Source organism: Asticcacaulis sp. P2_B1 (assembly GCF_056404915.1).
On sequence record NZ_JBFUDD010000001.1, the window covers coordinates 558,237 to 583,674 of the forward strand.

General features: G+C 61.3%; 22 protein-coding genes. 7 read left to right on the top strand and 15 right to left on the bottom strand.

Going from position 1 to position 25,438, the window contains the following annotated elements:
- Positions 1–253: 253 nt before the first annotated feature.
- Both AC1DX3_RS02590 and AC1DX3_RS02595 read right to left on the bottom strand, forming a co-directional pair.
- Positions 254–952 carry a hypothetical protein gene (locus AC1DX3_RS02590; protein ID WP_476987667.1) on the bottom strand — a complete coding sequence of 233 codons (699 nt, stop codon included), beginning with the start codon at positions 950–952 and terminating at the stop codon, positions 254–256.
- A gap of 238 nt (positions 953–1,190) precedes the next feature.
- Complete coding sequence (locus tag AC1DX3_RS02595; protein WP_476987668.1) at positions 1,191–1,661, bottom strand: terminase small subunit-like protein; 471 nt, start codon at positions 1,659–1,661, stop codon at positions 1,191–1,193.
- A gap of 331 nt (positions 1,662–1,992) precedes the next feature.
- On the opposite strand from AC1DX3_RS02595, the gene AC1DX3_RS02600 reads away from it, so the two are divergent.
- Positions 1,993–3,507 carry a tetratricopeptide repeat protein gene (locus AC1DX3_RS02600; RefSeq protein ID WP_476987669.1) on the top strand — a complete coding sequence of 505 codons (1,515 nt, stop codon included), beginning with the start codon at positions 1,993–1,995 and terminating at the stop codon, positions 3,505–3,507.
- A 9-nt stretch (positions 3,508–3,516) separates the two neighbouring features.
- On the opposite strand, the gene AC1DX3_RS02605 is transcribed toward AC1DX3_RS02600, so the two are convergent.
- Together AC1DX3_RS02605 and AC1DX3_RS02610 are read right to left on the bottom strand one after the other, a co-directional pair.
- The gene (locus AC1DX3_RS02605; RefSeq protein ID WP_476987670.1) at positions 3,517–4,668 is read right to left on the bottom strand and encodes a 2OG-Fe(II) oxygenase; all 1,152 of its coding nucleotides are present in this window, start codon (positions 4,666–4,668) and stop codon (positions 3,517–3,519) included.
- 18 nt (positions 4,669–4,686) lie between these two features.
- Entirely contained in the window at positions 4,687–5,508 is an 822-nt protein-coding gene (locus tag AC1DX3_RS02610) for a universal stress protein (protein ID WP_476987671.1), read from the bottom strand.
- Positions 5,509–5,621: 113 nt separating this feature from the next.
- On the opposite strand from AC1DX3_RS02610, the gene AC1DX3_RS02615 reads away from it, so the two are divergent.
- The 3 genes from AC1DX3_RS02615 (at position 5,622) to AC1DX3_RS02625 (ending at position 8,788) form a co-directional block, all read left to right on the top strand.
- A complete protein-coding gene (locus AC1DX3_RS02615) occupies positions 5,622–6,254 on the top strand; it encodes a YfbR-like 5'-deoxynucleotidase (RefSeq protein WP_476987672.1) in 633 nt (210 codons plus the stop codon).
- Positions 6,251–7,171 (top strand): NUDIX hydrolase, encoded by a 921-nt coding sequence (locus tag AC1DX3_RS02620; RefSeq protein ID WP_476987673.1) that lies wholly within the window; start codon positions 6,251–6,253, stop codon positions 7,169–7,171. The genes AC1DX3_RS02615 and AC1DX3_RS02620 overlap by 4 nt, the downstream gene beginning before the upstream one ends.
- Before the next feature lie 111 nt (positions 7,172–7,282).
- The gene (locus AC1DX3_RS02625; protein ID WP_476987674.1) at positions 7,283–8,788 is read left to right on the top strand and encodes an FAD-dependent monooxygenase; all 1,506 of its coding nucleotides are present in this window, start codon (positions 7,283–7,285) and stop codon (positions 8,786–8,788) included.
- On the opposite strand, the gene AC1DX3_RS02630 is transcribed toward AC1DX3_RS02625, so the two are convergent.
- The 7 genes from AC1DX3_RS02630 to AC1DX3_RS02660 form a co-directional block, all read right to left on the bottom strand.
- A complete protein-coding gene (locus AC1DX3_RS02630; protein ID WP_476987675.1) occupies positions 8,785–9,528 on the bottom strand; it encodes a hypothetical protein in 744 nt (247 codons plus the stop codon). The two genes, AC1DX3_RS02625 and AC1DX3_RS02630, sit on opposite strands and share 4 nt — an antisense overlap.
- A 46-nt stretch (positions 9,529–9,574) precedes the next feature.
- Positions 9,575–10,243, bottom strand: coding sequence for a hypothetical protein (locus AC1DX3_RS02635; RefSeq protein WP_476987676.1), 669 nt, complete (start codon positions 10,241–10,243; stop codon positions 9,575–9,577).
- A gap of 112 nt (positions 10,244–10,355) precedes the next feature.
- Positions 10,356–11,177 (bottom strand): OmpA family protein, encoded by an 822-nt coding sequence (locus AC1DX3_RS02640; RefSeq protein WP_476987677.1) that lies wholly within the window; start codon positions 11,175–11,177, stop codon positions 10,356–10,358.
- 193 nt (positions 11,178–11,370) lie between these two features.
- Positions 11,371–14,037, bottom strand: a complete 2,667-nt coding sequence (ppdK, locus tag AC1DX3_RS02645) for a pyruvate, phosphate dikinase (RefSeq protein WP_476987678.1) — start codon at positions 14,035–14,037, stop codon at positions 11,371–11,373.
- A 90-nt stretch (positions 14,038–14,127) separates the two neighbouring features.
- Entirely contained in the window at positions 14,128–16,173 is a 2,046-nt protein-coding gene (gene glyS / locus AC1DX3_RS02650; RefSeq protein ID WP_476987679.1) for a glycine--tRNA ligase subunit beta, read from the bottom strand.
- The gene (locus tag AC1DX3_RS02655) at positions 16,173–17,060 is read right to left on the bottom strand and encodes a glycine--tRNA ligase subunit alpha (protein WP_476987680.1); all 888 of its coding nucleotides are present in this window, start codon (positions 17,058–17,060) and stop codon (positions 16,173–16,175) included. Before AC1DX3_RS02655 ends, glyS begins: the two co-directional genes overlap by 1 nt.
- A complete protein-coding gene (locus AC1DX3_RS02660) occupies positions 17,024–17,254 on the bottom strand; it encodes a hypothetical protein (RefSeq protein ID WP_476987681.1) in 231 nt (76 codons plus the stop codon). The genes AC1DX3_RS02655 and AC1DX3_RS02660 overlap by 37 nt, the downstream gene beginning before the upstream one ends.
- Positions 17,255–17,326: 72 nt before the next feature.
- On the opposite strand from AC1DX3_RS02660, the gene AC1DX3_RS02665 reads away from it, so the two are divergent.
- A complete protein-coding gene (locus AC1DX3_RS02665; protein WP_476987682.1) occupies positions 17,327–18,643 on the top strand; it encodes an AmpG family muropeptide MFS transporter in 1,317 nt (438 codons plus the stop codon).
- Between the two features lie 120 nt (positions 18,644–18,763).
- Positions 18,764–19,225, top strand: a complete 462-nt coding sequence (locus AC1DX3_RS02670; RefSeq protein WP_476987683.1) for a DUF6157 family protein — start codon at positions 18,764–18,766, stop codon at positions 19,223–19,225.
- On the opposite strand, the gene AC1DX3_RS02675 is transcribed toward AC1DX3_RS02670, so the two are convergent.
- From AC1DX3_RS02675 to AC1DX3_RS02690, 4 genes are all read right to left on the bottom strand, one after another.
- On the bottom strand, positions 19,163–20,035 hold the full coding sequence (locus AC1DX3_RS02675) for a 4-(cytidine 5'-diphospho)-2-C-methyl-D-erythritol kinase (protein WP_476987684.1): 873 nt from the start codon (positions 20,033–20,035) through the stop codon (positions 19,163–19,165). The genes AC1DX3_RS02670 and AC1DX3_RS02675 overlap by 63 nt on opposite strands.
- A gap of 170 nt (positions 20,036–20,205) precedes the next feature.
- Positions 20,206–21,969 carry a tetratricopeptide repeat protein gene (locus tag AC1DX3_RS02680; protein ID WP_476987685.1) on the bottom strand — a complete coding sequence of 588 codons (1,764 nt, stop codon included), beginning with the start codon at positions 21,967–21,969 and terminating at the stop codon, positions 20,206–20,208.
- 221 nt (positions 21,970–22,190) lie between these two features.
- The gene (locus AC1DX3_RS02685; protein WP_476987686.1) at positions 22,191–22,637 is read right to left on the bottom strand and encodes a hypothetical protein; all 447 of its coding nucleotides are present in this window, start codon (positions 22,635–22,637) and stop codon (positions 22,191–22,193) included.
- A 79-nt stretch (positions 22,638–22,716) separates the two neighbouring features.
- Positions 22,717–24,423, bottom strand: coding sequence for an electron transfer flavoprotein-ubiquinone oxidoreductase (locus tag AC1DX3_RS02690; protein ID WP_476987687.1), 1,707 nt, complete (start codon positions 24,421–24,423; stop codon positions 22,717–22,719).
- A gap of 155 nt (positions 24,424–24,578) precedes the next feature.
- Between AC1DX3_RS02690 and AC1DX3_RS02695 the strand changes: the two genes are divergently transcribed.
- Entirely contained in the window at positions 24,579–25,415 is an 837-nt protein-coding gene (locus AC1DX3_RS02695; protein ID WP_476987688.1) for a uracil-DNA glycosylase, read from the top strand.
- Positions 25,416–25,438 lie beyond the last annotated feature (23 nt).

Below are 25,438 nucleotides of genomic sequence, written 5' to 3' on the forward strand. Positions count from 1 at the left end.
TCCAGCCTAGGCCGCGACTCCGCTCAAGCGCCGGGATATTCGGCAACATGTCACCCATTTCATAGTGCGCCACGTCACGCCCGAGCCCACTTGCGCGCGCCAAACCCTCCGGCACGTAGCGGAAGAATTGGGTCCACAGATAAGGCAGATCAGCACAGATTTCAGGACGATCACTGACGCCGCAGCCAATCCCTCTGGGAATTTCGGGTATGCCTTACGGAATCCCTGAATCAGGGCGTTATAAGGCTGCGGTCTAGTCATAATCCCATAAAATAGCCGCTGATCGATCAGCCGTCCCGCAGGCAAGCATTCCCCATACTATAGCCCGGTTCAGCCCCGTTGCCCCTTCGGCCCTTAGGCGGCGGAGGTTCAAACGTGCCACGTCCTGCGCCAGCTCGCCAACCGTATCAGAGCCCGGCAAGCCTTTGCGGAACAGGCATCTGTCCCTCAGCAAGGCAATAGCGAAGAACGAACTCGTCATACTCACCATCGTCGCCAATATGGCGAAAGGCCAAGTCATTGGTGAGGGGAAAATGGCAACGACTGAGACCATGGCGCTTAAGGGCCAGAGGTAAAAAAGGAACAGATCGACCATCGCTCCAGCTTTTGTTCGCGGGAATCGCACCGGCGATGACCAACCCTTTCGGCGTAACGCCTCCTGCAATTTTGCATATTCGAATCCCTCGATGTCGGTGAGGAGGGTCGCCGGGGTTAAGGCTTGATACGGGCACTGGCTTAGGATTGCGCGTTTGATTTGGTAGAAACTGACGGAGGTGGGGCACCGGCCTCCGGCGGGCGCCAAAACCGCCAGTTCATTCCAGATACCGTCGATGAGTCCACCCAAGGTTTCACAGTCTTCGTAGACCTTTCCTGCAAAGTGGATTCCGAACCCTGTTTCGAGCGCCTCCAGCGTATCCTCGTGTACAACGGCCTCAGGCACATTTTCCGTCATCACAACCTCCTGCGCTGAGTTATCCTGGACCTGTGCCGTCTCCTCTGCAACATGATTTCAAGATCTGCCGTCTTAATTTCCATGAGGACGGCCGGTGCAGAAACGGGGTCAAAGACCGTTATCGACCGCCGGCCGCGCCAATCTCCGTGGTCTCAATATGCAAACGCAGCGTAACCCGCCATCCCGAGGGTCGTATACAGCCATATTCGTCCGGTAGCCGGATGCGCGTCATCCCACGTTAACAGATCAGGTCGTCGAGGGTCTTGTACATAAACGGCTTGCTCTTGCGCTTGGGCGGCTTGCTGACAATTTCGCTCGCTTTCTTCGGCGACAGCCACGCAATCATCCGGCACTGCACATCGATCACCAATTTGGCGGCCTCATTCAGCGCCTTGGTTTTCGCCGCCAACTGCGGATCGCTCGCATCGACCAGGACCTTGACATCCTTTTGGTAGTCTTCGGCGATCACCTGACACGCCGCCCATCGCGCCTCGGCTTGGGCTTCCCGGGCCGCATGATACTTGTCGTGGAAGTCGGGATAGAGCTGGACCCACAGATAGATGGTGCTTTCGCTCGGCAGCGTCATGTCGGCGGCCACCAGGCGCTTCAATCCGACCGTGCTGACCGCAATCAACTGGCAAACCCGCTCGGCCAGTTTTTCCGAATAGGTGCTGCGCGGACGTCTCTCTGTCTTTGTCTCGTTGGTCATGGAAGGCCCTCCTCAGGCATAAAAAAGCCCCACCGGTCAAAGACCGTGGGGTGATTTCGTTCGCAACACTGGATGCTGAGAAAAACCTACCAAGCTTGCCCTGCCATGTCAACGGACAAAATACGAAATATGATAATTAATTTCACACATCGTAATTATACGGCAATATAATACCGGAAACAAATCGCCATATTGAGATTCGGAGCGTCGGTTTTCCGCCAATCCGGACACAACCACTCCGAATCTCAAATTCATCCCGCAAAGCCTTGCGGCGAAAGGACAACTGACCTTACACCGTGAACCTCTTTGAGAATCGCCCTAAATCACCCCAATGGCAGCCTCTCCGTCCCTGCAAACCTGGTCCCAGCGCGCCCTCGCCTGCGAAGACGCGCGCGACCTGCCCGCGGCGCTCGACGCCTGGCAGCAGGCCCTTGCCGAACAGCCGCAGTCCCTCGACATCGCCGGTCACCTGGCGCGCCTGGCCTTTCGTCTCGGCATGTGGGACATGGCCGAAAAGTTCTACGCCCACCTGATTACCCAGGGCCGGCACGAGATCCCCACCCTGAAAGCCTATGCCGAAACCCTGCGCGAACAGTCGCGTTTCGATGAGGCCATCGACCTGCTGAAATCCCTTTTGGCACACCACCCCGGCGAACCCGGGCTGTGGGAAGCCCTCGGCACCGTCCTGTCGGCCCAGGGCGACAACGACACCGCCCTCGTCTTCTTCACCGAGGCCCTGCGCCTGGCGCCCCACAGCCTGCACGCCCGGTTTTACCACGGCTGCGCGCTGCTGGAATACGGCCAAACGCGCCAAGGCCTGGCCGAGGTCGTCGCCTGCGCGGAAGGCTTCGACGACCCCGACAATCGGACCAGCGCCGCCATCACGGCCGCCCAGGCTTATCTGGCGCTTGGCGATCTCAGCAACGGCTGGCGCTGGTATTCTGCCCGCCACAAACGCGGCGCCCAGGGCGAGGTGCATTACGACCTTGACATGCCACGTTACGAAACCGGCACATCCCTCCGTAATAAAAGACTTTTTCTCTCCGCCGAACAGGGCCTGGGCGATGAGGTCATGTTCGCCTCGCTCCTGCCCGATATCGCGCCGGACGTGGCATCGCTCGGCATCGCCGTCGAACCGCGTCTCGTCCCCCTGTTCCAGCGCAGCTTCCCGAAGGCGGAGGTGGTCGCACACCGCACCCGCACCGTGGACGGCCGGATCATCCGCGACTTCCCGGATCTCGCCACCGGCGACTACGATCTCTACGGCCTGCTGGGCGACCTCCTGCCGGTCAAGCGCGCCACGATCGCCGACTTCCCCGCCGACAATATCTTCCTGCGGCCATCCCCCGATCGCCTGGCCCACTGGCAGGCCCACCTCGCCCATCTGGGAACCAAGCCGAAGATCGGCCTGTTGTGGAAAAGCCTGAAGGCCAATGCCCTGCGCGACCGCTATTTCGCGCCCTTCGCCCAATGGCAAAAGCTGCTGGCGCTCGACGGCCTCACCTTCATCAATCTGCAATATGGCGACACCGCCGCCGAACAGGTGCTCTCTGGCGCGGCCCTATATACGCCTCCGGGCATCGACCTGAAAAACGACCTCGACGACCTGGCCGCCCTGTGTTCTGCCTGCGACCTGGTGCTGGGCCCGTCCAACGCCACCACCAATATCGCCGCGGCCTGCGGTGTCAAAACCTGGGTCCTGTCGACGCCCAGCACCTGGCTGAAACTGGGCCAGGCCAACTATCCCTGGTATCCGACCGCGCAGGTCTTCGTAACGGAGTCGCTGAACGACTGGTCGCCGGTCATGACCGAAATCAAGACCGCGCTCCTGACGAAATTCTCTTGAACTTCAAACCTATCCGGCGATATACTCACCCAGGGATTTATCGAGGAACGGGTTATTGGCCTCGCGTATCTTCGCCGCCGCATCGTCATAAAGAAACGGCAGGAAGGCGTAACGCTTGCCACGTGTCACCTGGGTCACGGCGTGCAGCAGCGCGCAGCCGAACACCACCGCGCCACCGACCGGCGGCTTGAAACTGCGCGGCCCGTATTCCGGAAAACACAGCTCGCCGCCGTCGAAATCGTTGTTGAGATTGATGGTGACGGCAAAGCGGCGGTGCGCCGTGCCCTTGGTGACATTGTCGCGGTGCGGGCGGAAATGACCGCCGTCCTCCGCGGTATAACAGCCGACGATATAGCGCTCCATGCGCGTCGCCGTGAAATTATGCACCTTGAGGATTTCCGGATTGATGCGCTTGATGACCCGTGCCTGGATCTGCCGCTTCAGGGTCTCATCCTCCAGCGTATAATCGCTGCGGCGTTTGAAGCTGTGGTCATTGACCCCCTTGGTAACGCCGTCGATCTCGCGCATCACCCCGCTTTCCATCCCGCCGTTCTTTTCATACAGGCCGATCAGGTGCTGGCAGAACTCGGGCTCGAATACATTGGGCAGATAGAGCACCGGCGCCATCAGCTCGACACCGGCATAACGTTCCGGCGGCGGCAGGGTCTCCAGCACCGTGAATATGGTCTCCAGGTTCGAACCGTCCGGCAGAAGCGGAAACACCTTCAGGACACGCAGGGTCGGATCCATCAGCAGCCAAAACCGACGCAGCATGGGTTTGGCGATCGCCGTATCCAGCGGCAAGGCGCCGTAAAGACGCGACACCGCGCCGTCGAAATCCCAGAAATGGCGCAGGCCCGGCATGGATTCCCTGACCCGGCCGCTGGCTTCATCTTCGGGGTCTAACGACACGCCGAAAAAACAGGCCCGCATGTCGTCGAACAGATGGCGATGTGTCTCAACGGCCGCCAATGCCTGCTGCGCCACCGGATCGGCGGCCGAGCCGAAAAAGCACATCAGGACATAGCGCCCGCCGACGGACGAGAAGGCATAACGCGGATTGCTGGTGTTACGCTGATGGAACCACGGCGCCGGGTCTCCGGCCTCCAGGTTGGCATAGGCGATACGGGTTTCGGCTTGCGGTACAGGCGTAGATGTCATCCCGCCAGATAACCACCATCAATGCGCCATGTAAAGATTGAGCTGCGTGTTCTGCAACAGAGCCCGGGTCGTGCCGCCGAAAGCGAATTCGCGCAACCGCGACCGCCCGAACGCGCCGGCCACCATATAATCGGCGGCATGACGCTCATTGGCGTCGCACAGCAAGGACATGATATCGCCCTTGGCCAGTTGATCGATCTCGACGCTCAAACCATGACTTTCATAATAGACGGCCAGCCGCGACAGCTCGGCCGGCGTGTCACCGACCGGCGCCCCGACAATCACCACCTTGCCCGCTTTTTTCAGCAGGGGCACGGCCCGCCGCGCCGCCCGCGACGACGGCTCCTTGCCGTCCCAGGCGACCAGCGCCGTTCCCTTGACGTTGAAGGGCTTGCGGCCGATAAAAACGCCGGCGCGTTCTTCCATCATGACCTGCTGGAAGGCTTCCGACAACAGCCCCTGCCCCTTGGCGCTGTGATCGCCGAAGACCATCAGGTCCGACAGCCGGGTCTCCAGCGCCAGGTCCTGCCATACCGGCGAATTCAACGCGGCGAACGACTTGCCGGCATAGGCGAGCGCGCCGAACTGGCTGCGCGCCATGAGCTCGGATTCCTCGGCCGCCGCCTTCAGACTGTCCATGGTCGACATCTGCACCGTGCCCATGAAACCCTCACCCAGCCACGGCGCCAACTCCGCCGGATCGGGTGGCGTGAACAGCACATTCAATTGCGCATGGAAGGCTTCGGCGATCTGCGCCGCCAGTTCCAGCGCCATGCCTTCGCTGGCCGCGCCGCTCACCGGAATACTGATCCTGGACCACGCCTCAGATTTCGCGACCATCGACCTCTCCTTTTTTGTGCATAGTTACAGAATCACGCCCCAAACCGCCGGCAAGTCTGTAAACTATACCTCTTTTCGCATAAAATCCCGATGCGACATTTCAGGCCTTTCTCATGCACGCCCGCGTCTCTCCCCCCCGATCCAAACGCGCCAAGGATGCCGAACCGCGTGCCTGGCAACGCATGCTGTCGGGGCGGCGCCTCGACCTGCTCGACCCGGCGGCGATCGATATCGAGATCGACGACATCGCGCTCGGCCTGTCGCGGGTCGCGCGCTGGAACGGCCAGACCCTCGGCGAACACGGCTTTTCCGTCGCCCAGCACAGCCTGATCGTCGAAGACATCTGCGCCCATATCGACCCGAAGATCACTACGCCGCACCGGCTGATGGCCCTGCTGCACGACGCGCCGGAATACGTTATCGGCGATATGATCTCGCCGTTCAAGGCAGCCCTCGGCCTCGACTACCGCCGCTTCGAAAACCACCTCGAACAGGCCATCCATGTCCGCTTCGGCCTCCCTGCCCTGATGCCGGCGCCCGTCAAGAAACTGATCAAACAGGCGGATCACGCCTGCGCCTATTTCGAAGCCACGCAACTGGTCGGCTTCAGCGAAGCCGAGGCCCGGCTCTATTTCGGCGAACCGCCGGAAGGTTACACGCTGACGATCGATCCCCTGCCGGCCATGGCCGCCAGCGAGGCCTTCGTGGCGCGTTTCAACCTGCTGATCAACGCATTGACACCATGACCCTCGCCATCGAATTGTCGGCCGTGGTCGTGACGGTCAAGGCCCATGAGGCCTTCGTCCTGTGCCTCAACCTGCCCAGGACTGCCGCCGGCGATCCCGCCTATGCCCTGCCGTCGGGGCCATTCGCCCCCAACAGCCACCGCACCTTCGACCTGGCCCTGCGCGCCTTCGTCCGCGAACAGACCGGCTTCGATATCGGCTATGTCGAGCAGTTGTACAGCTTCGGCGACCAGGACCGCGAAGGCTTTATCGGCGCTGCCGACCGCATCATTTCAGTCGGTTATCTCGCCCTGACCCCGAACAGCGACTTCCAGACCGCCATCAATGCCGCCTGGGTGCCATTCCACCGCTTTTTCCCCTGGGAAGACTGGCGCGCCGGTGACAGCAATCCTGCCCTGGATGCCCTACGCCCCGCACTCGATACCTGGTGCGGCAGCGACATGATCCGCCGCCGCCGGGTTGAGACCCTCTTTCCCGTCGATTTCGACCTGTGGAACGAAGAACGCGTCCTCGATCGCTATGAGCTGCTCTACGACGCCGGCGTGGTCGGCGAAGCCCGGCGTGCCCACGGCGACGGCCATGCGCTCCCCGCCGGCGAAGCCATGGCCTCGGACCATCGCCGCATCGTCGCCACCGGCCTGTCACGGTTGCGGGGCAAGCTGAAATACCGCCCGGTCATCTTCGAGTTGATGCCGGAACGCTTTACCCTGCTGCAATTACAGAAATCGCTGGAGGCCCTGACCGGCCTGCGCCTGCACAAGCAGAACTTCCGCCGCGCCCTGGAACGCACCGGCTTCGTTGAGCCCCTGGGTGTCATGCGCGAAGACACCGGCGGCCGCCCGGCCGAGCTCTACAGCTATAATCGTGAGCAATTTCGCTTCAGCCCGTCATCGGGTCTTAGCCTGCCCCGAGCGTAACGGGAACGCCGCCCTCTCTTCATAACTGGGGGCAAAAGACTTAAGTTCAAGAATTGGCACGCATGTTTTTATGCCTAGACTGCGGGACCTCAGCAAAAGAGGACCGAAGCCATGCAGCTATCGAATGACACCCCGATCCAACATGATGTTGTCATCGCCGGAGGCGGCCCCACCGGCCTCATGCTGGCGGGCGAACTGGCCCTGGCCGGCGTCGATGTCGCCATTGTCGAGCGCCGCCCCAGCCAGGCCCTCGCCGGCTCGCGCGCCGGCGGATTACACGCCCGCACCCTCGAAATCTTCGACCAACGCGGCATTGCCGACCGCTTTATCGCCGAAGGCCAAAAGGCGCAAACCGCAGGTTTTGCGGGGGTCAAACTCGACATCAGCGATTTTCCCACCCGTTACAATTACGGCCTCGGCCTATGGCAGAACCATATCGAGCGCATCCTCGCCGGTTGGGTCGAAGAACTCGCCGTACCGATCTATCGCGGCCGCGACCTTACCGGTTTCATCCAGGACGACACAGGCGTCCAGGTCACGCTTTCCGACGGGTCGTTGCGGGCGCAATATCTCGTCGGCTGCGACGGCGGGCGGAGCCTGGTCCGCAAAGCCGCCGGCATCGCCTTCCCCGGCTGGGATCCGACCATCAGCAGCCTGATCGGCGAGGTCGAAATGCTGGAAACACCGAAATTCGGCGTCCACCAAAGCCCGTTTGGGACCTATGCCTTCGGCCGCGAGGCCTACGAAATCCGCAACGGCGAGATCATCTATGCCGATACCGGGCCGATAAAGGTCATGGTCCCGGAAGAGACGGCCGGCGCCACGACCGAACCGACCCTGGACGACCTCCGCGCGGCTATCATCGCCGTGTGCGGAACCGATTACGGCCTTCACAGTCCGACCTGGCTTTCCCGCTTCACCGACATGTCCCGCCAGGCCGAGTCCTACCGCAAGGGACGCGTCCTGCTGGCCGGCGATGCCGCTCACATCCACGCTCCGGATGGCGGCCAGGGCCTCAATACCGGCGTCCAGGATGCGGTCAATCTCGGCTGGAAGCTTGCCCAGGTGGTCAAGAGCACGTCGCCGCAAAGCCTGCTCGATACCTACCACGCCGAACGCCACCCGATCGGCGCCCGCGTCCTGCAAAAGACCATGGCCCTGGTAGCGCTTCGCCGCCCGGACGATCGCACCAAGGCCGTGCGTGATAGCATGGCCGAGCTCCTCGCCATGGAGGCGCCGCGCAAACGCTACGCCGCCATGATGTCGGGTCTCGATATCCATTACGATCTCGGCGAAGGCCACCCGCTGCTCGGACGCCGCATGCCTGACCTGGACCTGACGACCGCCAACGGCCCGCTGCCGGTCTATAGCCTGCTGCACGATGCCCGGCCGGTCCTGCTCAACCTCGCAGAGCCCGGCTTTGACGTCCTCACCTGGTCGGATCGGGTGAAGGCGATCGACGCCACACACGCCGGTCCATGGGAGCTTCCAGCATTGGGGACGGTCGCCCCTCCCTCCGCCGTCCTGATCCGGCCCGACGGCCATGTCGCCTGGGTCGGTGACCAGACCCGATCGGGCCTTACGGACGCCCTCACCACCTGGTTTGGACCGGCCTAAGCCTGAGCCAGCAGCCAGGCGCGCCACTTATCCAGCAGTTGCGCTTCCGTCACGTCGAGCCTGGCTAAAATCTCGTCCTGTTTCGTCATCGGCAGCAGGTCGATCACGGTCTGGCGGCCATAGGTGGCGTCAACATAGGCGACCATCGACCCCGCCAGGCCGTATTTCTGCGGTCCCGACCACAAGGTCGCCGGGGTTGTCGGCGCCGTGCCCGCCCTGACAGCCGCCGCGGCCGCGCTCAGCCGGTCGTGGCTCAACTGCCCTGAGACCACGACCGCCAGGCCTTCGACGAACCAGCCGACATCGTCCATGCCGGTAAAGTCGCGCGTCGGGTTGAATTGGCCGTGATAGACGTGGACCAGCTCATGCACAATGACGCCGCGCACCTCATCCCGGTGACCGGCGTCATGGTCGCACGCTTCCTTCGCCCAATCCGCCGGCGACAGCACGACGAGAAAATCGGCGACACCCGTGCCCACCATCCAGCTTTCGGTCTGGCCCGTGCCCCAATTGGCCGGAAACGCGACACGGTCTGGTGCAACGGTTAAATGGATGGGTTCGGGAAAGGGCTTGCCGAAAAACGCCTCGACCGTGGCCTTGCCATCACCGGCCATGGCGACGACCTCGGCCGCGCCGGGATCACCCGCTGTGACACGGGCATCGACCGCAGGCGCTTGCGCCGCCACCGACTGCGCGATGGCCAGGGCCAAACAAATAGGAATGAGAAGACGCGCCCGCATGCGCGTTTATCCCGCGAAATGGCCGGCCCGGCAACTTAACGATTGTTCAGGAAAGCTTGGCCAGTTTCGCCGCCTGCGACATCCAGTTCTCGCGCGCAATACGCTTGGACAGACGCACCCGGTTCGACACCCAGGCCACATGCTCGGGCGTCCATCCGGCGATTTGCCAGAAATGGTAGATGCCGAGCGCGTTCAGGTCGGACTGGCTGGCATAGTCGATACCGGAAATGATGGTCAGGTCATCGATCATACCCTGCGGCGCGCTGAGACGCACCGGTTCCAAACCCGATCCGGCCTGTTGCACGGCGGCCTCGACGCTTTCCGGCGTCATGCCGGCCAGACTGGAAATACGGCGGCGCAGGTCGGGCTCATCGCCAGGCATGACCAGGTTATAGACCTTGGGCTGGGGCGCCGCATGAGCGACCGGCTCGATAACCGTGACCGAAGGCGCGACGGCCGGACCTTGTGCCGCGGCGCGCGGCATGACCAGGCCATTGGTGAAATGTTCGGCAGCGGCGTCGAGATAGGCGACCGGCTCCGGCTTCACCGGCTTGGCCGCGACAGGCATCTCGATGACCGGCGTTTCCACCCAATCGGCGGCGGGGACTACGGCACGCGCGACCTTCTTCTTGCCGGCCAGAGCCCAGCCAATGACAGCCGAAATGGCGAAGGCGGCGACCAAAAGCGCTATGGATTGCAGGATCAAGGTTTCCACAATATTCCCCTCAACTGACCTTGCGGGCGATAAAGCCCGTGAGAAGCCCCAGGGCTGCGGCCCCGATCAGCAACCAACGCAATTCCATCATCAAATGCAACATGATCTTCCCCTACCCGGCCGTAATGTCGATGACGACGCGACGATTCTTCGCCCGGCCTTCCGGCGTATCATTGTCAGCAACCGGCTCGGCCGGACCGTAACCCAGCGCCTTGACGCGACCAGAGGCCAGGCCGCGCGCCACCAATCCGTCGGCCGTCGTTTGCGCCCGCGCCTGGGAGATCAACCGGTTGGCGTTGGCGTCGCCGACATTGTCGGTAAAGCCCGAAATGACGACCTGAACATTGTCCGGGCAGGTCGAGACGATCTTGTAGACATCGTCGAGTATCGGCTGGCTGTCGGCGGTCAAATCGTAGGTGCCGAAGACGAAGCCAAGCTTGCGGCCGCCCATGACCTGGGTGACCTGTTCCTGGCACGACTGGGCTGCAACCGCGGCGGCGTCATGCGCGTCGTCGCCGGCAACCGGCGGCCGATCGGCGCTGGCGACGATCATGGTCGCCTTTTCACCGGTTACGGTTTCGAGTTCCGGCACGGGTGCGGCGGCGGGCGGCGTGACAGCGGCCAGAACCGGCGCGTTGTTGACCAGCTTGACCGACGTCACCGGCGGCAGGTTGTCGCCGGCCTTGATGGCTTCGACGGCGGCTTCCGCCTGTTTCAGGTGCTGGTCGGGATTGGTGACGGTATCGCCGACGCTTAAGGTGACGGTCTGGCCGGAGACATCGGCCTTGACATCGTCAAGCCCGGCATCGGCCAGGGCCTTGGCAACATGGGCGCGCAGATCGCTTTCGACATTGGGCAGGGTGTGAACGACCCCATAGGCGCTCAACAGCGCCAACCCTGAAAGACCTGCGATCCAGACGGCTTTGGCTTTCATTCCGGCATCCCCACTCAGTTAACGCAGGTTAACTTATCGCGTCTTGCCGCCATTAACAACCAGCCAAAACAACTACGAGGGGACAATCGGATGGCCCCCTCGTCTTTGTGCTTTCGATGTAACAAAACCACTGTCCTCCCCATTTTATGGGGAGGTGGCGAGCTCGTCTCGCTGGAGGGGTCACTTTTACCGCTTACCCCTTAGCCGCAATCGCCGCCTGTGCCGCGGCCAAGCGCGCCACGGGCACGCGATAGGGCGAGCACGACACGTAGGCCAGCCCGACCTTGTGGCAGAAGGCGATCGACGCCGGGTCGCCGCCATGTTCGCCGCACAAACCGAGCTTGACATCCGGACGGGTCTTCCGGCCCTTGGCGACAGCGATTTCGATCAGGGCGCCGACGCCTTCCTGGTCCAGCGACACGAAGGGGTCCTTTTCGAAAATCCCTTTTTCGATATAGGGGTTAAGGAAACGGCCTGAGTCATCGCGTGAGATGCCGAACGTCGTCTGGGTCAGGTCATTGGTGCCGAAGGAGAAGAACTCCGCCGTCTGCGCCAGTTGATCGGCCAGCAAAGCCGCCCGCGGCAGTTCGATCATGGTCCCGACCTTATAGGGCACGGACTTGCCGCGCACCGCGAAGATTTCCTTGGCGATGGCATGGGTCATGGTCGTCAGATTGGCCATTTCCTGAGCCGTGGCGACCAACGGGTGCATGATTTCCGGGATCGGATTGCCGCCACCCTCGGCGACATCGACCGCGGCATCGAAGATCGCCCGCAATTGGCTTTCATAGATTTCCGGGAAGGTGATGCCCAAACGGCAGCCGCGCCAGCCCAGCATCGGGTTGGTTTCCGACAATTCCTTGGTGCGGCGATAAAGCTTTTCCTCACCGACGCCGGACATTTCCGCCACGGCCGTCACGTCTTCCGCCGTATGCGGCAGGAACTCGTGCAGGGGCGGATCCAGCAGGCGGATGGTCACCGGCAGGCCGTCCATGATCTGGAACAGCTCGGCGAAGTCGGCCTTCTGCATCGGCTGGATCTTTTCCAGCGCCTTGCGGCGGCCGCTTTCGTCGTCGGCCAGGATCATTTCGCGCACCGCCGAAATACGGTCTTCGTCGAAGAACATATGCTCGGTGCGGCACAGACCGATACCGGCGGCGCCGAAGCCCAGGGCCGTGCGGGCATCCGCCGGCGTTTCGGCATTGGTGCGGACCTCAAGCGTCTTGTACTCGTCGGCCCAGGCCATGATCTGGTGGAAATCTTCGGAGAATTCAGGCTCGATCATGCGGACCGCGCCCTTAATGATCTCGCCGGACGAGCCGTCCAGCGTGATGACTTCACCATGGCGGAAGGTCTGGCCGCGCGACACGAACTCGCCACGTTCGGCATAGATCTGCATCTCACCGGCGCCGGAAACGCAAGGCCGGCCCATGCCGCGGGCAACGACCGCCGCGTGGGACGTCATGCCGCCACGCGCCGTGACAATGGCCTTGGCGGCGTGCATGCCGTGAATGTCTTCCGGCGAGGTTTCATCCCGCACCAGAATGACGTCGTCGCCGGCGGCCGCGAAACGCACAGCGTCGTCGGCGGTGAAGACGATCTTGCCGGAAGCGGCGCCCGGCGAGGCCGGCAGGCCGCGCGCGATGATCACCTTGTCGGCCTTCGGATCGAGCATCGGATGCAGCAATTGATCCAGGGCCCCGGCATCGATGCGCATCAGCGCTTCCTGCGGCGTGATCAGGCCTTCCTTCGCCATATCGACGGCGATCTTCAGCGCGGCCTTGGAGGTGCGCTTGGCGTTGCGGGTCTGCAGCATGAACAGCTTGCCCTGCTCGACCGTAAACTCGACGTCCTGGACATCGCGATAGTGGTTTTCCAGCGTGTCGACCGTCGTCTTGAACTGCTGGAAGACTTCCGGCAGCGACTCTTCCATCGACAGGGCCTTTTCGCCCATATCTTCTCTAGCCTTACGGGTAAGCGCCTGGGGCGTGCGGATGCCGGCAACGACGTCCTCGCCCTGTGCATTGAGCAGGAACTCGCCATAGAGGTCGCTCTCGCCATTGGACGGGTTACGCGTAAAGGCAACGCCCGTGGCCGAGGTATTGCCCATATTGCCGAAGACCATCGACTGGATATTGACGGCCGTGCCCCAATCTTCGGGGATATCGTGCATCTTGCGATAAAACTTGGCGCGATCGTTCATCCACGACCCGAAGACGGCCTTGACCGCCCCCCACAGCTGATCCTGTGGATCCTGCGGGAAGTCGCGCCCCAGCTCGGACTTCACCATGGCCTTGTAATCGGCGATGATCCGGGCCCAATCCTTGTCGGTGATGTCGGTGTCGACCGTGACGCCTAAACGATCCTTGTGATCGTCGAGAATGTCCTCGAAGCTGTGGTGCGTAACCCCCAGCACGACATTGGAATACATGGTGATAAAGCGGCGATAGCAGTCCAGCGCGAAACGGCGGTCGCCGGTCAGCGCCGCCAGGCCTTCAACGGTGGCATCGTTGAGGCCGAGATTGAGCACCGTATCCATCATGCCCGGCATCGAAGCGCGGGCGCCGGAGCGGACGCTGACCAGCAGCGGATTGGCGACATCGCCGAAACCCTTGCCCGTGCTCTTTTCAAGCTCGGCCAGGGCCGTCTCGACCTCCTGGACCAAACCGTCGGGCAGAGCCGAATCGTTTTTAAAATAATGGACGCAGGCTTCGGTGGTAATGGTGAAACCGGCCGGAACCGGCAGGTTGAGCGACGACATTTCGGCGAGATTCGCCCCCTTGCCGCCCAGAAGCGCTTTCATGGACGCGTCGCCATCAGCCTTGCCGGCTTTGAAGGCGTAGACCCAGTGCTTTGACATGAACTTTCCCTTTTCGTGTTCAAGCAGTTCAGTATTCAGGTTCGATGAGCTCGAATTCCCGTTGTTTTTAGTCCCGTTCTTATTTGGCGCTCAGGCTATCTTGCCCAGATCCGCCACCCCCTCCGACAACTGACATACCCCGGCCAAAATAAGCAGTCGATTGGCTCTTATGGCCGGGTCCTCGGCATTGACGAGGACGCCGTCGAGGAAGGCATCGACATCATGCCGCATTGCAGCAATAAGACGCAAGGCCTCAAACCAATTTTCCTTTGTGACAGCGCTCGTCACAGCCGCTTTTGTGGTTTTCAGGTTACCGATCAGGGTGGATTCGACGTCCGGCGCATCGCCCAACGCCTGCGGCTCGCCTTCCGGCAGGCTGATCTTGGCCGCCGCCAGGATGTTCGAGGCGCGTTTATGCACCGCCAGCAGGTCATCGCCGAACGGACTTTGCACCGCTTCTACCAGAGCCGCCAGCTTGTCGGTCATCCGCACGATATCGTCGTCATTCAGCGCCAAAACGGCTTCGATGGCCTCTAACGGCCGACCTTCTTCGCGAAGTTGGACCTTTAAGCGGTCGGCGAAAAAGTCGACAACCTCCGAGGAAACCTTGGCCGCCGGCTGCACATCCTGTGGAATCCCCGTGCCGTACCACGCCTCGATCAGGGCCGGGATGGAAAGACGCGCATTATGCTCGCGCAAAATCCGCAAAATCCCGAGCGCCGAACGCCGCAACGCATACGGATCCTTCGACCCTGTCGGCTTTTCATCGATGGCGAAGAACCCCACCAAAGTATCGATCTTGTCGGCCAAAGCCACAGCCGCACTAACTTGGCTGACCGGCACCGAATCCGAAGGCCCCTGCGGCTTGTAATGCTCGCGGATGGCATTGGCGATATCGGCCGGCTTCTTGGCGGCATCGGCATAATATCCGCCCATGACGCCTTGCAGTTCCGGGAATTCACCGACCATGTAAGACGCCAGATCGGCCTTGGCGAGACGTGCCGCCTCCCCCGCCACATCAGCATCCGCCCCCATCAGAGGTGCGATATATCGCGCCATGGCTTCGATCCGCGCCACGCGCTGCGCCATAGTGCCCAGCTTGGCATGGAAGGTCACGCCTTCCAACTTCTTCAGCCACTGGTCGAAATTGCCCTCGCGATTGTCTTCTTTCCAGAAGAAGACGCCATCCGACAGCCGCGCCGACAACACCTTGGCATTGCCGCGCTTGATTTCGGTGCCGCCGTCGATCGCCTTCATATTGGCAGTGATAACGAACTTGGCGGCCATCTTGCCGTCCTTGCCGCGCACCGCGAAATACTTCTGGTGCGTCCGCATCGAGGTCTTGATGACCTCGGGCGGCAGGGTCAGAAACGCCGGGTCCATATCGCCCAGCAGAGGCACGGGATATTCGTTCAACCCCGCCACCTCTTCCAGCAGCCCCTGATCCTCGATCAGCTCGCAACCCGCGGCCTCGCAAACCGCCCGCGCCTCGGTCAGGATAATATCCTGGCGCGTCTTGTGATCCAAGATAACAAAATTATCGGCCAAGGCCTTGTCGTAGCTAAAGAAATCGCTGACTTCCAAAGACTGGGCCGAACCGAGGAAACGATGCCCTTCCGTCACATTCGACGCCGTCAGGCCTTCGAGCTCGAACGGAATCACCTGGCCGTCGAACAAAAACAAAATACGCTTCAGCGGCCGCACCCAGCGAAAGGTCGACACGCCGGAACGCATCGATTTCGGCCACGGAAAGCCCAGAATGACGTCGTTCAGCATCCCGCCCAGCACATCGGCGGTCTTGCGGCCGGGCTTCTCAATCCGTGCCATCCATACGCCGTTTTCCAGCACCAGCTGGTCCTGGCTCAAACCGACCTTGCGCAGGAAACCGGCCATGGCCTGTTCCGGCGCGCCGTCCTTCGGCCCCTTGACCTCTTCGGTCACCGCGCTCTGCTCAGCCGGCAGGCCTTCGACCACCAGGGCCAAACGCCGCGGTCCGACATAGGCCTTGATCGAGTCAAACGTCAGGCCCGAGCCTTTCAGCTTGTCGCCGAACAAACGCTCGAAATCGCGCGCCGCGCCCAATTGCATGCGGGCGGGGATCTCTTCGGAAAACAGTTCAATGAGAAGTTGGGCCATTATCGTGCCTCCTCCTGGCGCGCCCACTCGGTGGCGCAGGCCTTACAGAGATCGCGAATTCGGCCAATATAGGATTGCCGTTCGGCCACGGCGATGGCGCCGCGGGCATCCATCAGGTTAAACAGATGCGACGCCTTCAACACATGGTCATAGGCCGGCAAAACCAGCGGATAACCCAACGAATTCTTGGCTTCCAGAATACGCTTCACCTGGATTTCCATGTCCTCGAACTGGCGCTTTAAGGTCGCCACGTCGGACACCTCGAAATTGAACGCCGAGAACTGGCGCTCCTGCTCCTTGAAAACCTCGCCATATTTGACGCCGGCCTTGTTGAACTTCAGGTCATAGACGTTGTCGACATTCTGCACATACATGGCCAACCGTTCCAGCCCGTAGGTCAGCTCGCCCGACACGACATCGACCTCGATACCGCCGACGCCCTGGAAGTAGGTATATTGCGTGACCTCCATGCCATCACACCACACCTCCCAGCCGAGCCCCCAGGCCCCCACCGTCGGGTTTTCCCAATCGTCCTCGACGAACCGGATATCATGCAGGTGCGGATCGAGCCCGATCGCCTTCAGCGAACCGAGATAGAGCGCCTGCAAATCGTCGGGGTTGGGCTTCAGTATGACCTGATACTGGTAATAGTGCTGTAACCGGTTGGGGTTTTCGCCATAACGGCCATCGACCGGGCGGCGCGACGGCTGGACATAGGCGGCCTTCCACGGCTTCTTCCCCAGCGCCCGCAAGACCGTGGCCGGATGCAGGGTACCGGCGCCGACCTCGATATCATAGGGCTGGAGGATGGCACAGCCCTGCTCGGACCAATAGGCGTGCAGGGTGAGGATCAGGTCTTGAAACGAAAGCGGTTCTGCGGAGGCCATGTTTTGTCTGTAAAATCAAAGCGAATTTTGCCGGGAACATAGAGGGACGCCCCGGCCCCCGCAACCGCTATTTCAAAGAAATCCTGTGCTTTTGCCAACGGCGGACGCGTTTCTCCTCCGCCGTTGGAAGCGGGCGACTGCCCGCCGCCGCCGATGCGGCGAGCCATGCGGCGTTTGAGCTTAAAAATGGCCAATACCAGCGGTCATTCTTCATGACCGTTGGTATTGGCGCGAGAATCGGCCTTGATCGCAGCAGGAGAAACGAGATGAGCCCGCTGCCCGCCGCTTTAGACGTGAAAAGCCGCCTGGCCGGGGTCCGCGATGCCTTACGCCAGCCGACCTCGTGGCTGTTGCTGGGGCTGGGTTTTTCCGCCGGCCTGCCCTTCCTGCTCATCGGTTCGACCTTGAATTTCTGGTTAAGAGATTCCGGCATCGATCTGAAAGTTATCGGCTTTATGTCGTGGGTCAGCCTGATGTACGGCCTGAAAATCGTCTGGGCGCCATGGATGGACAAGGTCCGCCTGCCCTTTCTCTATAAGTGGCTCGGCCAGAGGCGCAGCTACATGCTGCTCAGCCAGGCGGGCGTTGCCATCTCGATCCTGGCCATGGCGTGGATCGGCCCGAAACACCTGCTGGCCTTCAGCATCGCCTGTGTCGGCGTGGCCTTCAGCGCCGCTTCCCAGGAAATCGCCATTGATGCCTGGCGCGTCGAACAGACCAAGACCGCTACCGACCAGGCCTTCAACCCCAGCGCCTATTCGCTGGGCTACCGTATCGGTCAATGGCTGACCTCGTCTCTGATCCTGATCGTCGGTAACCACCTCGGCTGGCCGCTAACCTATCAACTACTGGCCGGCATGATGGTTCTGGGCGCCGTTACCGCCCTGCTGGCGCCGCGCACCGAGGTCGAAATGCACGACCACCATGTCGTGCGCACGATGCGCGAACTGATCGTCGAACCCTTTGTCAGTTTCTATCAAGAGCACAAGGGCACGGCCGGCCTGATCCTGTTGACTCTGGTCTTTTATCGCCTCGGCGATTATCTCATCGGCCCGATCTGCACGCCGATGTATCGCGACACCGGCCTCGATCTCGACGCCATCGGTATCATGCGCGGCAGCATCGGCCTTGCTGCCAATTTCGCCGGCATCGGGCTGGGCGGCGCGTGTCTATTATTCCTCGGTCTCAGGCGTTCCTTCTGGCTGGGTGCGCTGGTCGGACCAGCATCGAATCTGTGTTTCGCCTGGCTGTCCGTCGTTCACGGTCATTTGAGCATCTTCGCCACCGCCCTCATCGTCGACGATGTCGGCGACGGCATAGCTGAAACCGCCCTTGTCGCCTTCATGACGCGCATGACCGGCCGCGATCACACCCTCACCCATTACGCCCTGATGTACAGTGTCGCCGCCTTTTCCGGCAAGCTTCTCAAGGGCTTTACCGGCGCCCTGGTCGACGCGCTGACCGGGCCCCTCGGCCTGTTCAATGCCTATAGCGTCTTCTTCATCGGCACGGCCCTGTTGTCGATTCCGACCCTGATCCTGTGCTGGTATCTGCGGCAAAAAGGCGTATTCTCGAACCGCTGACGGGCGTGCATATTCGTATCGTATTTTTATCGGCCGCGGCACAAACATGCCTCCCAAAGGCTCAAACCTTCGCGACGGTTTGAGCGCCGATAACAAGAAATTACATACAGGGTGAATGCCATGAAGATCACCAACACCTTTGTCATCGTCGCCGACGACACTAAGGCAAGCATGGGTACGGTCCCGCCAGTGAAAGGCGACGAACGCACCCTGGCGCGGCTGCATTACGACCTGCTCAACGACCACCCGTACGAATACGACCTCGACACCTTCAATTTCACGGTCTTTCGCCTGAAAAACAAGCTCAGCGACACCGAGGCCGAAGCGGCGCGCGAAGCCTTTTTCGCCAGGAGCCATCCCTGTATGCGGGCCTCGCCCCTGACCAGGAGTTTCGGCTTCGGCGCCCATTACAACAACGCCGGCAAGATCGCCATCTACCCTGTGGATTCGGTGGCCTATCGCAAGCTGGCCGGCGATCCGGACAATCGCGTCGAAATGGCCATGCGCAGCAAGCGCCCGTCAGCCCAGGCGCCCGACCCGAACCCAGGCAGCGGGCCAACGTACCAACATGCTATGGCCTAGCGCTTCGGCATCTTCATCTGTCCGGCAGAGGGCAAAACAGGTGGCGCCGGATCCCGACATACGCGCAAACGCCGTCTGCGGCTCGGCGCGCAAACTGCCCAGGACCTCGGCAATCACCGGCTGGAGCGCGATAGCCGCCGGTTCCAGGTCGTTGCGCGTCTTGCCCAATATCGTCAACAATTGATCGATCGTGTCGACAGACTCCGTCTGCACGGGCCGCAGATCGGAAAACACCGCCAAATCGTCGAATCCGCCATAGACAGCCGCCGTAGCGCAGGCGACACCCGGATTGATCAAGACGCACGGCACCGCCGGAAGGCTGACCTCGCTCAACCGCTCGCCATAGCCTTCCGCCAGGGCCGGCCGGGCACGCAGGCACATGATCCCGTCCGCGCCCAAAGCCCCGGCCATGGCTTCCAAACGATCGTCAGCGAGGTCCGGCGCATAGGCGTCACGCAACAGCTTCAAGACCGCGCCGGCATCGGCACTGCCGCCGCCCACACCCGACGCAATCGGCAAATTCTTGGTCAGGCGGATATCCTGATCGATCGTGATCCCCGTCCCCGCTTGAAAGGCCTTCGCCGCCCGCAGAACCAGATTGTCCTCGCCGGTCGTCAGTTCGGCGGCAAACGGCCCGTCGACACTGAGACGCGGGTTGAGGTCCGCGGCATAACCGACGGAACCGACTGGGAAAAGTTCGACCTCATCGCCGATATCGGCGAACGCCACCAGGCTTTGCAGCGGATGATAGCCGTTGGCATCCGGCGCCGCGACATGAAGGAACAGGTTGATCTTGGCGGGTGCGAGCATGGGGCGCCTTACTTCCCCTTCTCCCCTTTCAAGGGGAGAGGGTGGCAGGCTTCAGCCTGCCGGGTGAGGGGTTCTTTCTTTGGGCTGGCAAAGGCATCCCCTCATACGGCCTGTTGGACCACCTTCTCCCCTTTGAAAGGGGAGAAGGGACAAGAAGCGCTTCCCAGGACCTAATTCGTCTTATCTTCCGCCGGCTCAGCCGCCGAAATCTGTAACGCCTTCATATTGGCTTCGATCTTGGCCCTTACCTCGACCGCCTGCTTATCGGTCGTTTCCAGGGTCAAGACCCGCTGCCACTCATAACCGGCTTCGCTATCCCGGCCCAAAGCCTTGTAAACATCGCCCAGATGCTCATTGATCTCGGCGTCAGACGGCTCCATCGTCACCGCCTGTTCGATAAACGACAGCGCCTGGTCATACTTGCCCAGCTTGTAATAACCCCAGCCCAGCGAATCGACGATCGCGCCCGACTTCGGCGTGATGTTCAACGCCTGGCGGATCAGATCCATGCCTTCCTCGACATGCAGTCCGCGATTGATCCAGCCGTAACCGAGGAAATTCAGGACTTCCGGACGCTGCCCGGCCAGAGCCTGGGCCTTCTTGATAGAGGTTTCGGCATTATCCCACTGATCCATGCTGTCATAGATAACAGCCTGGAGGAACCACGCGGTCCAGGTGAAATCCTTGTCACCGGCGCGGGTAATGCGGTCATTGATCAGGGCCAGCGCCGCCGTGTCCTTTTGCTCATCATGCAGCAGGCCGGCCTTTTCGACGATAAAACCGAGATTGTCGGGCTCTTTCGCCAGGATATTGTCCAGCAGGGCCATGGCCTCGTCCTTGGCGTCGCGCGCCTTGAGGCTGGTGACCCGGCGCAGCACGGCTTCGGCATAATAGGGCGAATCGGCCGGTATGCTGGCCCAGGCCGCCTCGGCCGCCTGCGAATTCTTGAGGATATCCTCGAGCTGCCCCAGGAAGACGCGTTCGCGATCGGAGCTGTCGTCGAGATAAAGCGACATCCGCAGCGACGCCAGCGACATGTTCAAATCATGTTCACTGAACGAAAGGGTCGAGGACATGAACAAAGCTTGCGCCGCGCTGACCTTTACATCGGGCAAGGCCGGCTTGCGATAATCCTTGCCGTCGATACGATTAACACCGGCAATGGCGACCGCATCATGGGTCTGGTCGGCGATCGCCTGCCACACCGCGCGCGCCTCATCCTTGCGATCCTGGCGTTCCAGGAAGGCGGCATAGTCGGGGCCGAAAATGAAAGTGGCCGCCCCGGGCTGATACAGCGTCTTGTAAAGCGCATCGGCCTCGGCCGCCTTGCCTTTGATTTCATAGAGGCGGGCGCGTTCCGCCTTGATCAGATAGGACAACAGCCGGTCATTGTCGTTGGCTTCCAGCGTGGCGTCACCCGAATCGTCGAAAGCCTGTTTCCATTGCCCCGCCATAGCCAGGGCGAACGGCCGCAACAGCACGGCGTCGCGCTCATTCGGGCTGATCGTCAATACGGCGTCCAGGTTCTTGACGGCCGTGCCGCCCCTGCCCGACTTCATGGCCGTCACGGCGCCCAACAAGGGCGTCATCAAATTCGTCGCATCGCTCGGGTTCTGCACGCCCTTGGCGATCGCTGTCGCCTGATCGATATCGCCGTTCAGGATGCTCATCTGGAAGGCGTCGTCGCGCAGGGCGCTATTGGCCGGATCGGCGGCAACAGCCGCGCCGAGCGTTTGCGACGCCGTACGAACGTCGCCGGACATCATGGCGTAACGACCGACCAGGTAGTGGGCATACGGGCTGGGCCCGCCCAGTTCCGCGCCCGCGGTTGCCATGATGCGATGCGCGGCAGCTGCCGGCTGGGCCGACAAGGCGACCGCCGTACACAGAGCCGCAAAACTGACCCAGCGGCCCAAACCCAAATTCGTCTTCACGTCACACGCCTTGCAAAAATCAGCCGCCTCAACATTGCGTAACTATAGCGGCAAATTGTGTTACTTCAACGTTTACATGCGGGCAATCTAAGCGCGTTCGCTAGAGCGGGAGCGCTCCACTTAACCTCTCGCCCCTTTGAAGGGCTTTCACGCCGGCGTGGATATAGCCTGGCCAAGGGTTCTTTCTTGCGGCTGCCGATTCAATCTCAAATCGTCCTGATCTAGCTCCGCTGCGACAAGGCCAGGTGCATGATACTGAGTTCCATCGACACGAAGGCACTGGCGAACCAGAGCAGAACGACATCCAGGCCAATCCAGTTTTGAAGCAGCGCAAGCGGTAAAATGCCAAGAACGAGTATGGCCCGCAGCCAAAGCAGCGCCGGTGAACCGGCCCGGCGACCCAATAGCCCCCAATCGGGGTCCAGCAGTTTCTTCGGACGCCCCGGCCAGGGATCGTTGCCTTGCATCTCCTGATTTGCATTGTCGACACCCTGGCGGTAGGCCCGGCTGAACAACATTCTCAAGAACAAAAGCGTGGCTGTCCCGGCGACGAACAGAGTGGCGGGAAACAGAATAAGCTTTATGGGCGAGAAAAAGATGGCGGCTAAGGCCGTAGCGCCGCTAAAAGCAGCGATCCAAAAACAGACTGATCTGAGTTGGGCATCCATCACCCGCCGACCCTATCGCGCTTCCATTGCGAAGGGAACAGGGATTCGGCGTCCGACGTTGCCCCCGATTGCCGACCTCTTACATGTTGGGGTAATTAGGCCCGCCGCCACCTTCGGGCGTCACCCAGACGATATTGCCGGTCGGATCCTTGATATCGCAGGTCTTGCAGTGGACGCAGTTCTGCGCATTGATCTGCAAACGCGGCTTGCCGGCATCCAGACCGACGATCTCGTAAACTCCCGCCGGGCAATATCTCTGGGCTGGCTCGGCATATTTCGCCAGATTGATATCGATCGGGATATGCGGGTCCTTGAGCGTCAGGTGGACCGGCTGGTCTTCCTCATGATTGGTGCTCGATACGAAAACCGAAGACAGCTTATCGAACGAAAGGATGCCGTCGGGCTTGGGATAGCTGATGGGCTTGCATTCGGCCGCCGGCTTGAGCGAATGGGCATCGCTCTTCTTGTGTTTCAGACTGCCGGTGCCGGTAAAGACGCTGAAACCGCCCAAGAGGTTGGTCAGCCACATCTCGACGCCGCCGATCAGGGTTCCGAGACCGGTGCCGAAACGCGTCAGGATCGGTTTGACATTGCGAACCAGCTTCAGTTCCTTGGCCACATCCGAATGTTCGTAGGCTGTCTGATAGGCCTCCAGCACGCGTGGAGCTTCCGTCGCTTGCAAAGCCTTGAAAGCCGCGTCGGCCGCCATAATGCCGGTCTTCATGGCATTGTGGCTGCCCTTGATGCGCGGCAAATTGACGAAGCCGGCCGAACAACCGATCAGGGCGCCGCCCGGGAAGACCAGCCGCGGCACGCTCTGGAAGCCGCCCTCATTGATGGCACGCGCGCCATAGGCGACTCTCTGGCCGCCTTCTAACTGCTCGCGGATCACCGGATGCAGCTTGAAGCGCTGGAATTCGTCGAAGGGCGACAGATACGGGTTCTCATAGTTCAGGTGAACGACGAAACCGATTGAGACATAGTGGTCGCCGAAATGATAGAGGAACGAACCGCCGCCGGTCTTGTCGTCGAGCGGCCATCCCAGCGTATGCTGGACCAGGCCCGGCTTGAATTTATCTGCCGGCACCTTCCACAATTCCTTGATGCCGATGCCGTATTTCTGCACGTCCGACTTGGCGTCGAGCTCGTATTTGCGAATGACCAGTTGCGACAGCGATCCGCGCGCCCCTTCGGCAAAGAAGGTATATTTGGCGCGCAGTTCCAGGCCCGGCTGATAATCGGGCTTGTGATGGCCATCCCTGGCGACGCCGAACACCCCGGCGACGACACCGGCGACACCGCCCTCGGCGTCGTAAAGCACTTCAGAACACGCCATGCCGGGATAGATCTCGACGCCCAGACCTTCCGCCTGTTCAGCCAGCCAGCGCGTCAGGTTACCCAGAGAGGCGATATAGCAGCCGTGATTGCTCATATAACCGGGCTTGGGCAGCAATGAGATATCCATGGCGCCCTGGGGCCCGAGATAGATGAACTTGTCGTCCTTGACGGGGGTTTCGAGCGGTGCGCCCCCATCTTCAGGCTTCGTGTCTTTCCAGTTGGGGAACAGTTTCGCCAGCCCGCTGGGATCGATCACTGCGCCCGACAGGATATGGGCGCCGATCTCGGAGCCTTTTTCCAATACGGCGACGCTGACCTCGGCGCCGGCCTTGGCGGCCTGCTGTTTCAGCCGGATAGCCGCCGACAGCCCCGCCGGACCGCCGCCGACGATCACGACGTCGTAGTCCATGGATTCTCTCTGGATAGCCGTGTCTTCGCCCTCAGGCATGGCTTTATGCTCCTTGATCGGACGTTTCACCGCCCGTTGACGCCGTTATACGGAAGTGGTCTTCCGTTTCATTTGAACTTTGTGCCCACACTCAGTATGAGTAGGCAAAGCGTTCTTAGCCCCCAAAAACTTTTCGCTAGCAAGGCCCCTACCCTATGATCGTGCCCGATGATCTCCGTCAAGAGATGGAAAGCTATATCGGCTTTCTGATCGATCACGAATTGGACGACACCTACGCGCTTGAGCCTCTTAATCGGACTCTCAGCGAAAATAAACCGGCATTTCCACGTGCCGTTGCGGCGGCCACGCAAATTCGCGTGACACCTGTGCAAACGGGTCACAATGTCAGCCAGCTGCGGCCGCAAAGCCTTGCCAATCTTGACGTTGCGACAGTGTTGCATGAGGCGCGGCAACGCGCCGCATCCGCCCGCACGCTCGATGAACTCTATGCCGAACTCGAAGCCTTCCACCACATGCCCCTGCGCCACGAAGGCGGCAAGTCGCTGGTCCGCTTCCGCGGTCATGTCGAGCCCGAACTCCTGGTCGTCGGCGAATGCCCCGACGCCGAGGAAGACCTGAGCGGCGCGTGTTTTGCCGGCAAGCCGGGCCAGATGATCGACGCCGCCCTCAAGGCCGCCGGCGTTTTCGAGAAAACCATGCTGACGCCATGCGTCAACTGGCGGCCGGCCGGCGGGCGCCCCCTGACACCCGAGGACATCAGCCTCAACGCCCCCTTTATGCAGGCCTTTATCCGCCTGGCGGCGCCCAAGGCCGTGCTCCTACTCGGCGCCTCGGCGGTATCCTGTGTCCTCAATCTCGACCAAAGCCTGGCCAAGCTGCGCGGGCGCATCGTCAATCTCGACAGCGGCGACAGGAGCCTGCCGGTCATGGCAACCTATCCCCCGGCCTTCCTGCTGCGCCAACCCCAGGCCAAGGCGCAGATGTGGCGCGACCTGCTGCAACTCGTCGTCCAGGCGAAACTCCAAAAATAAGCGATCACCCAGGCGTGATACAC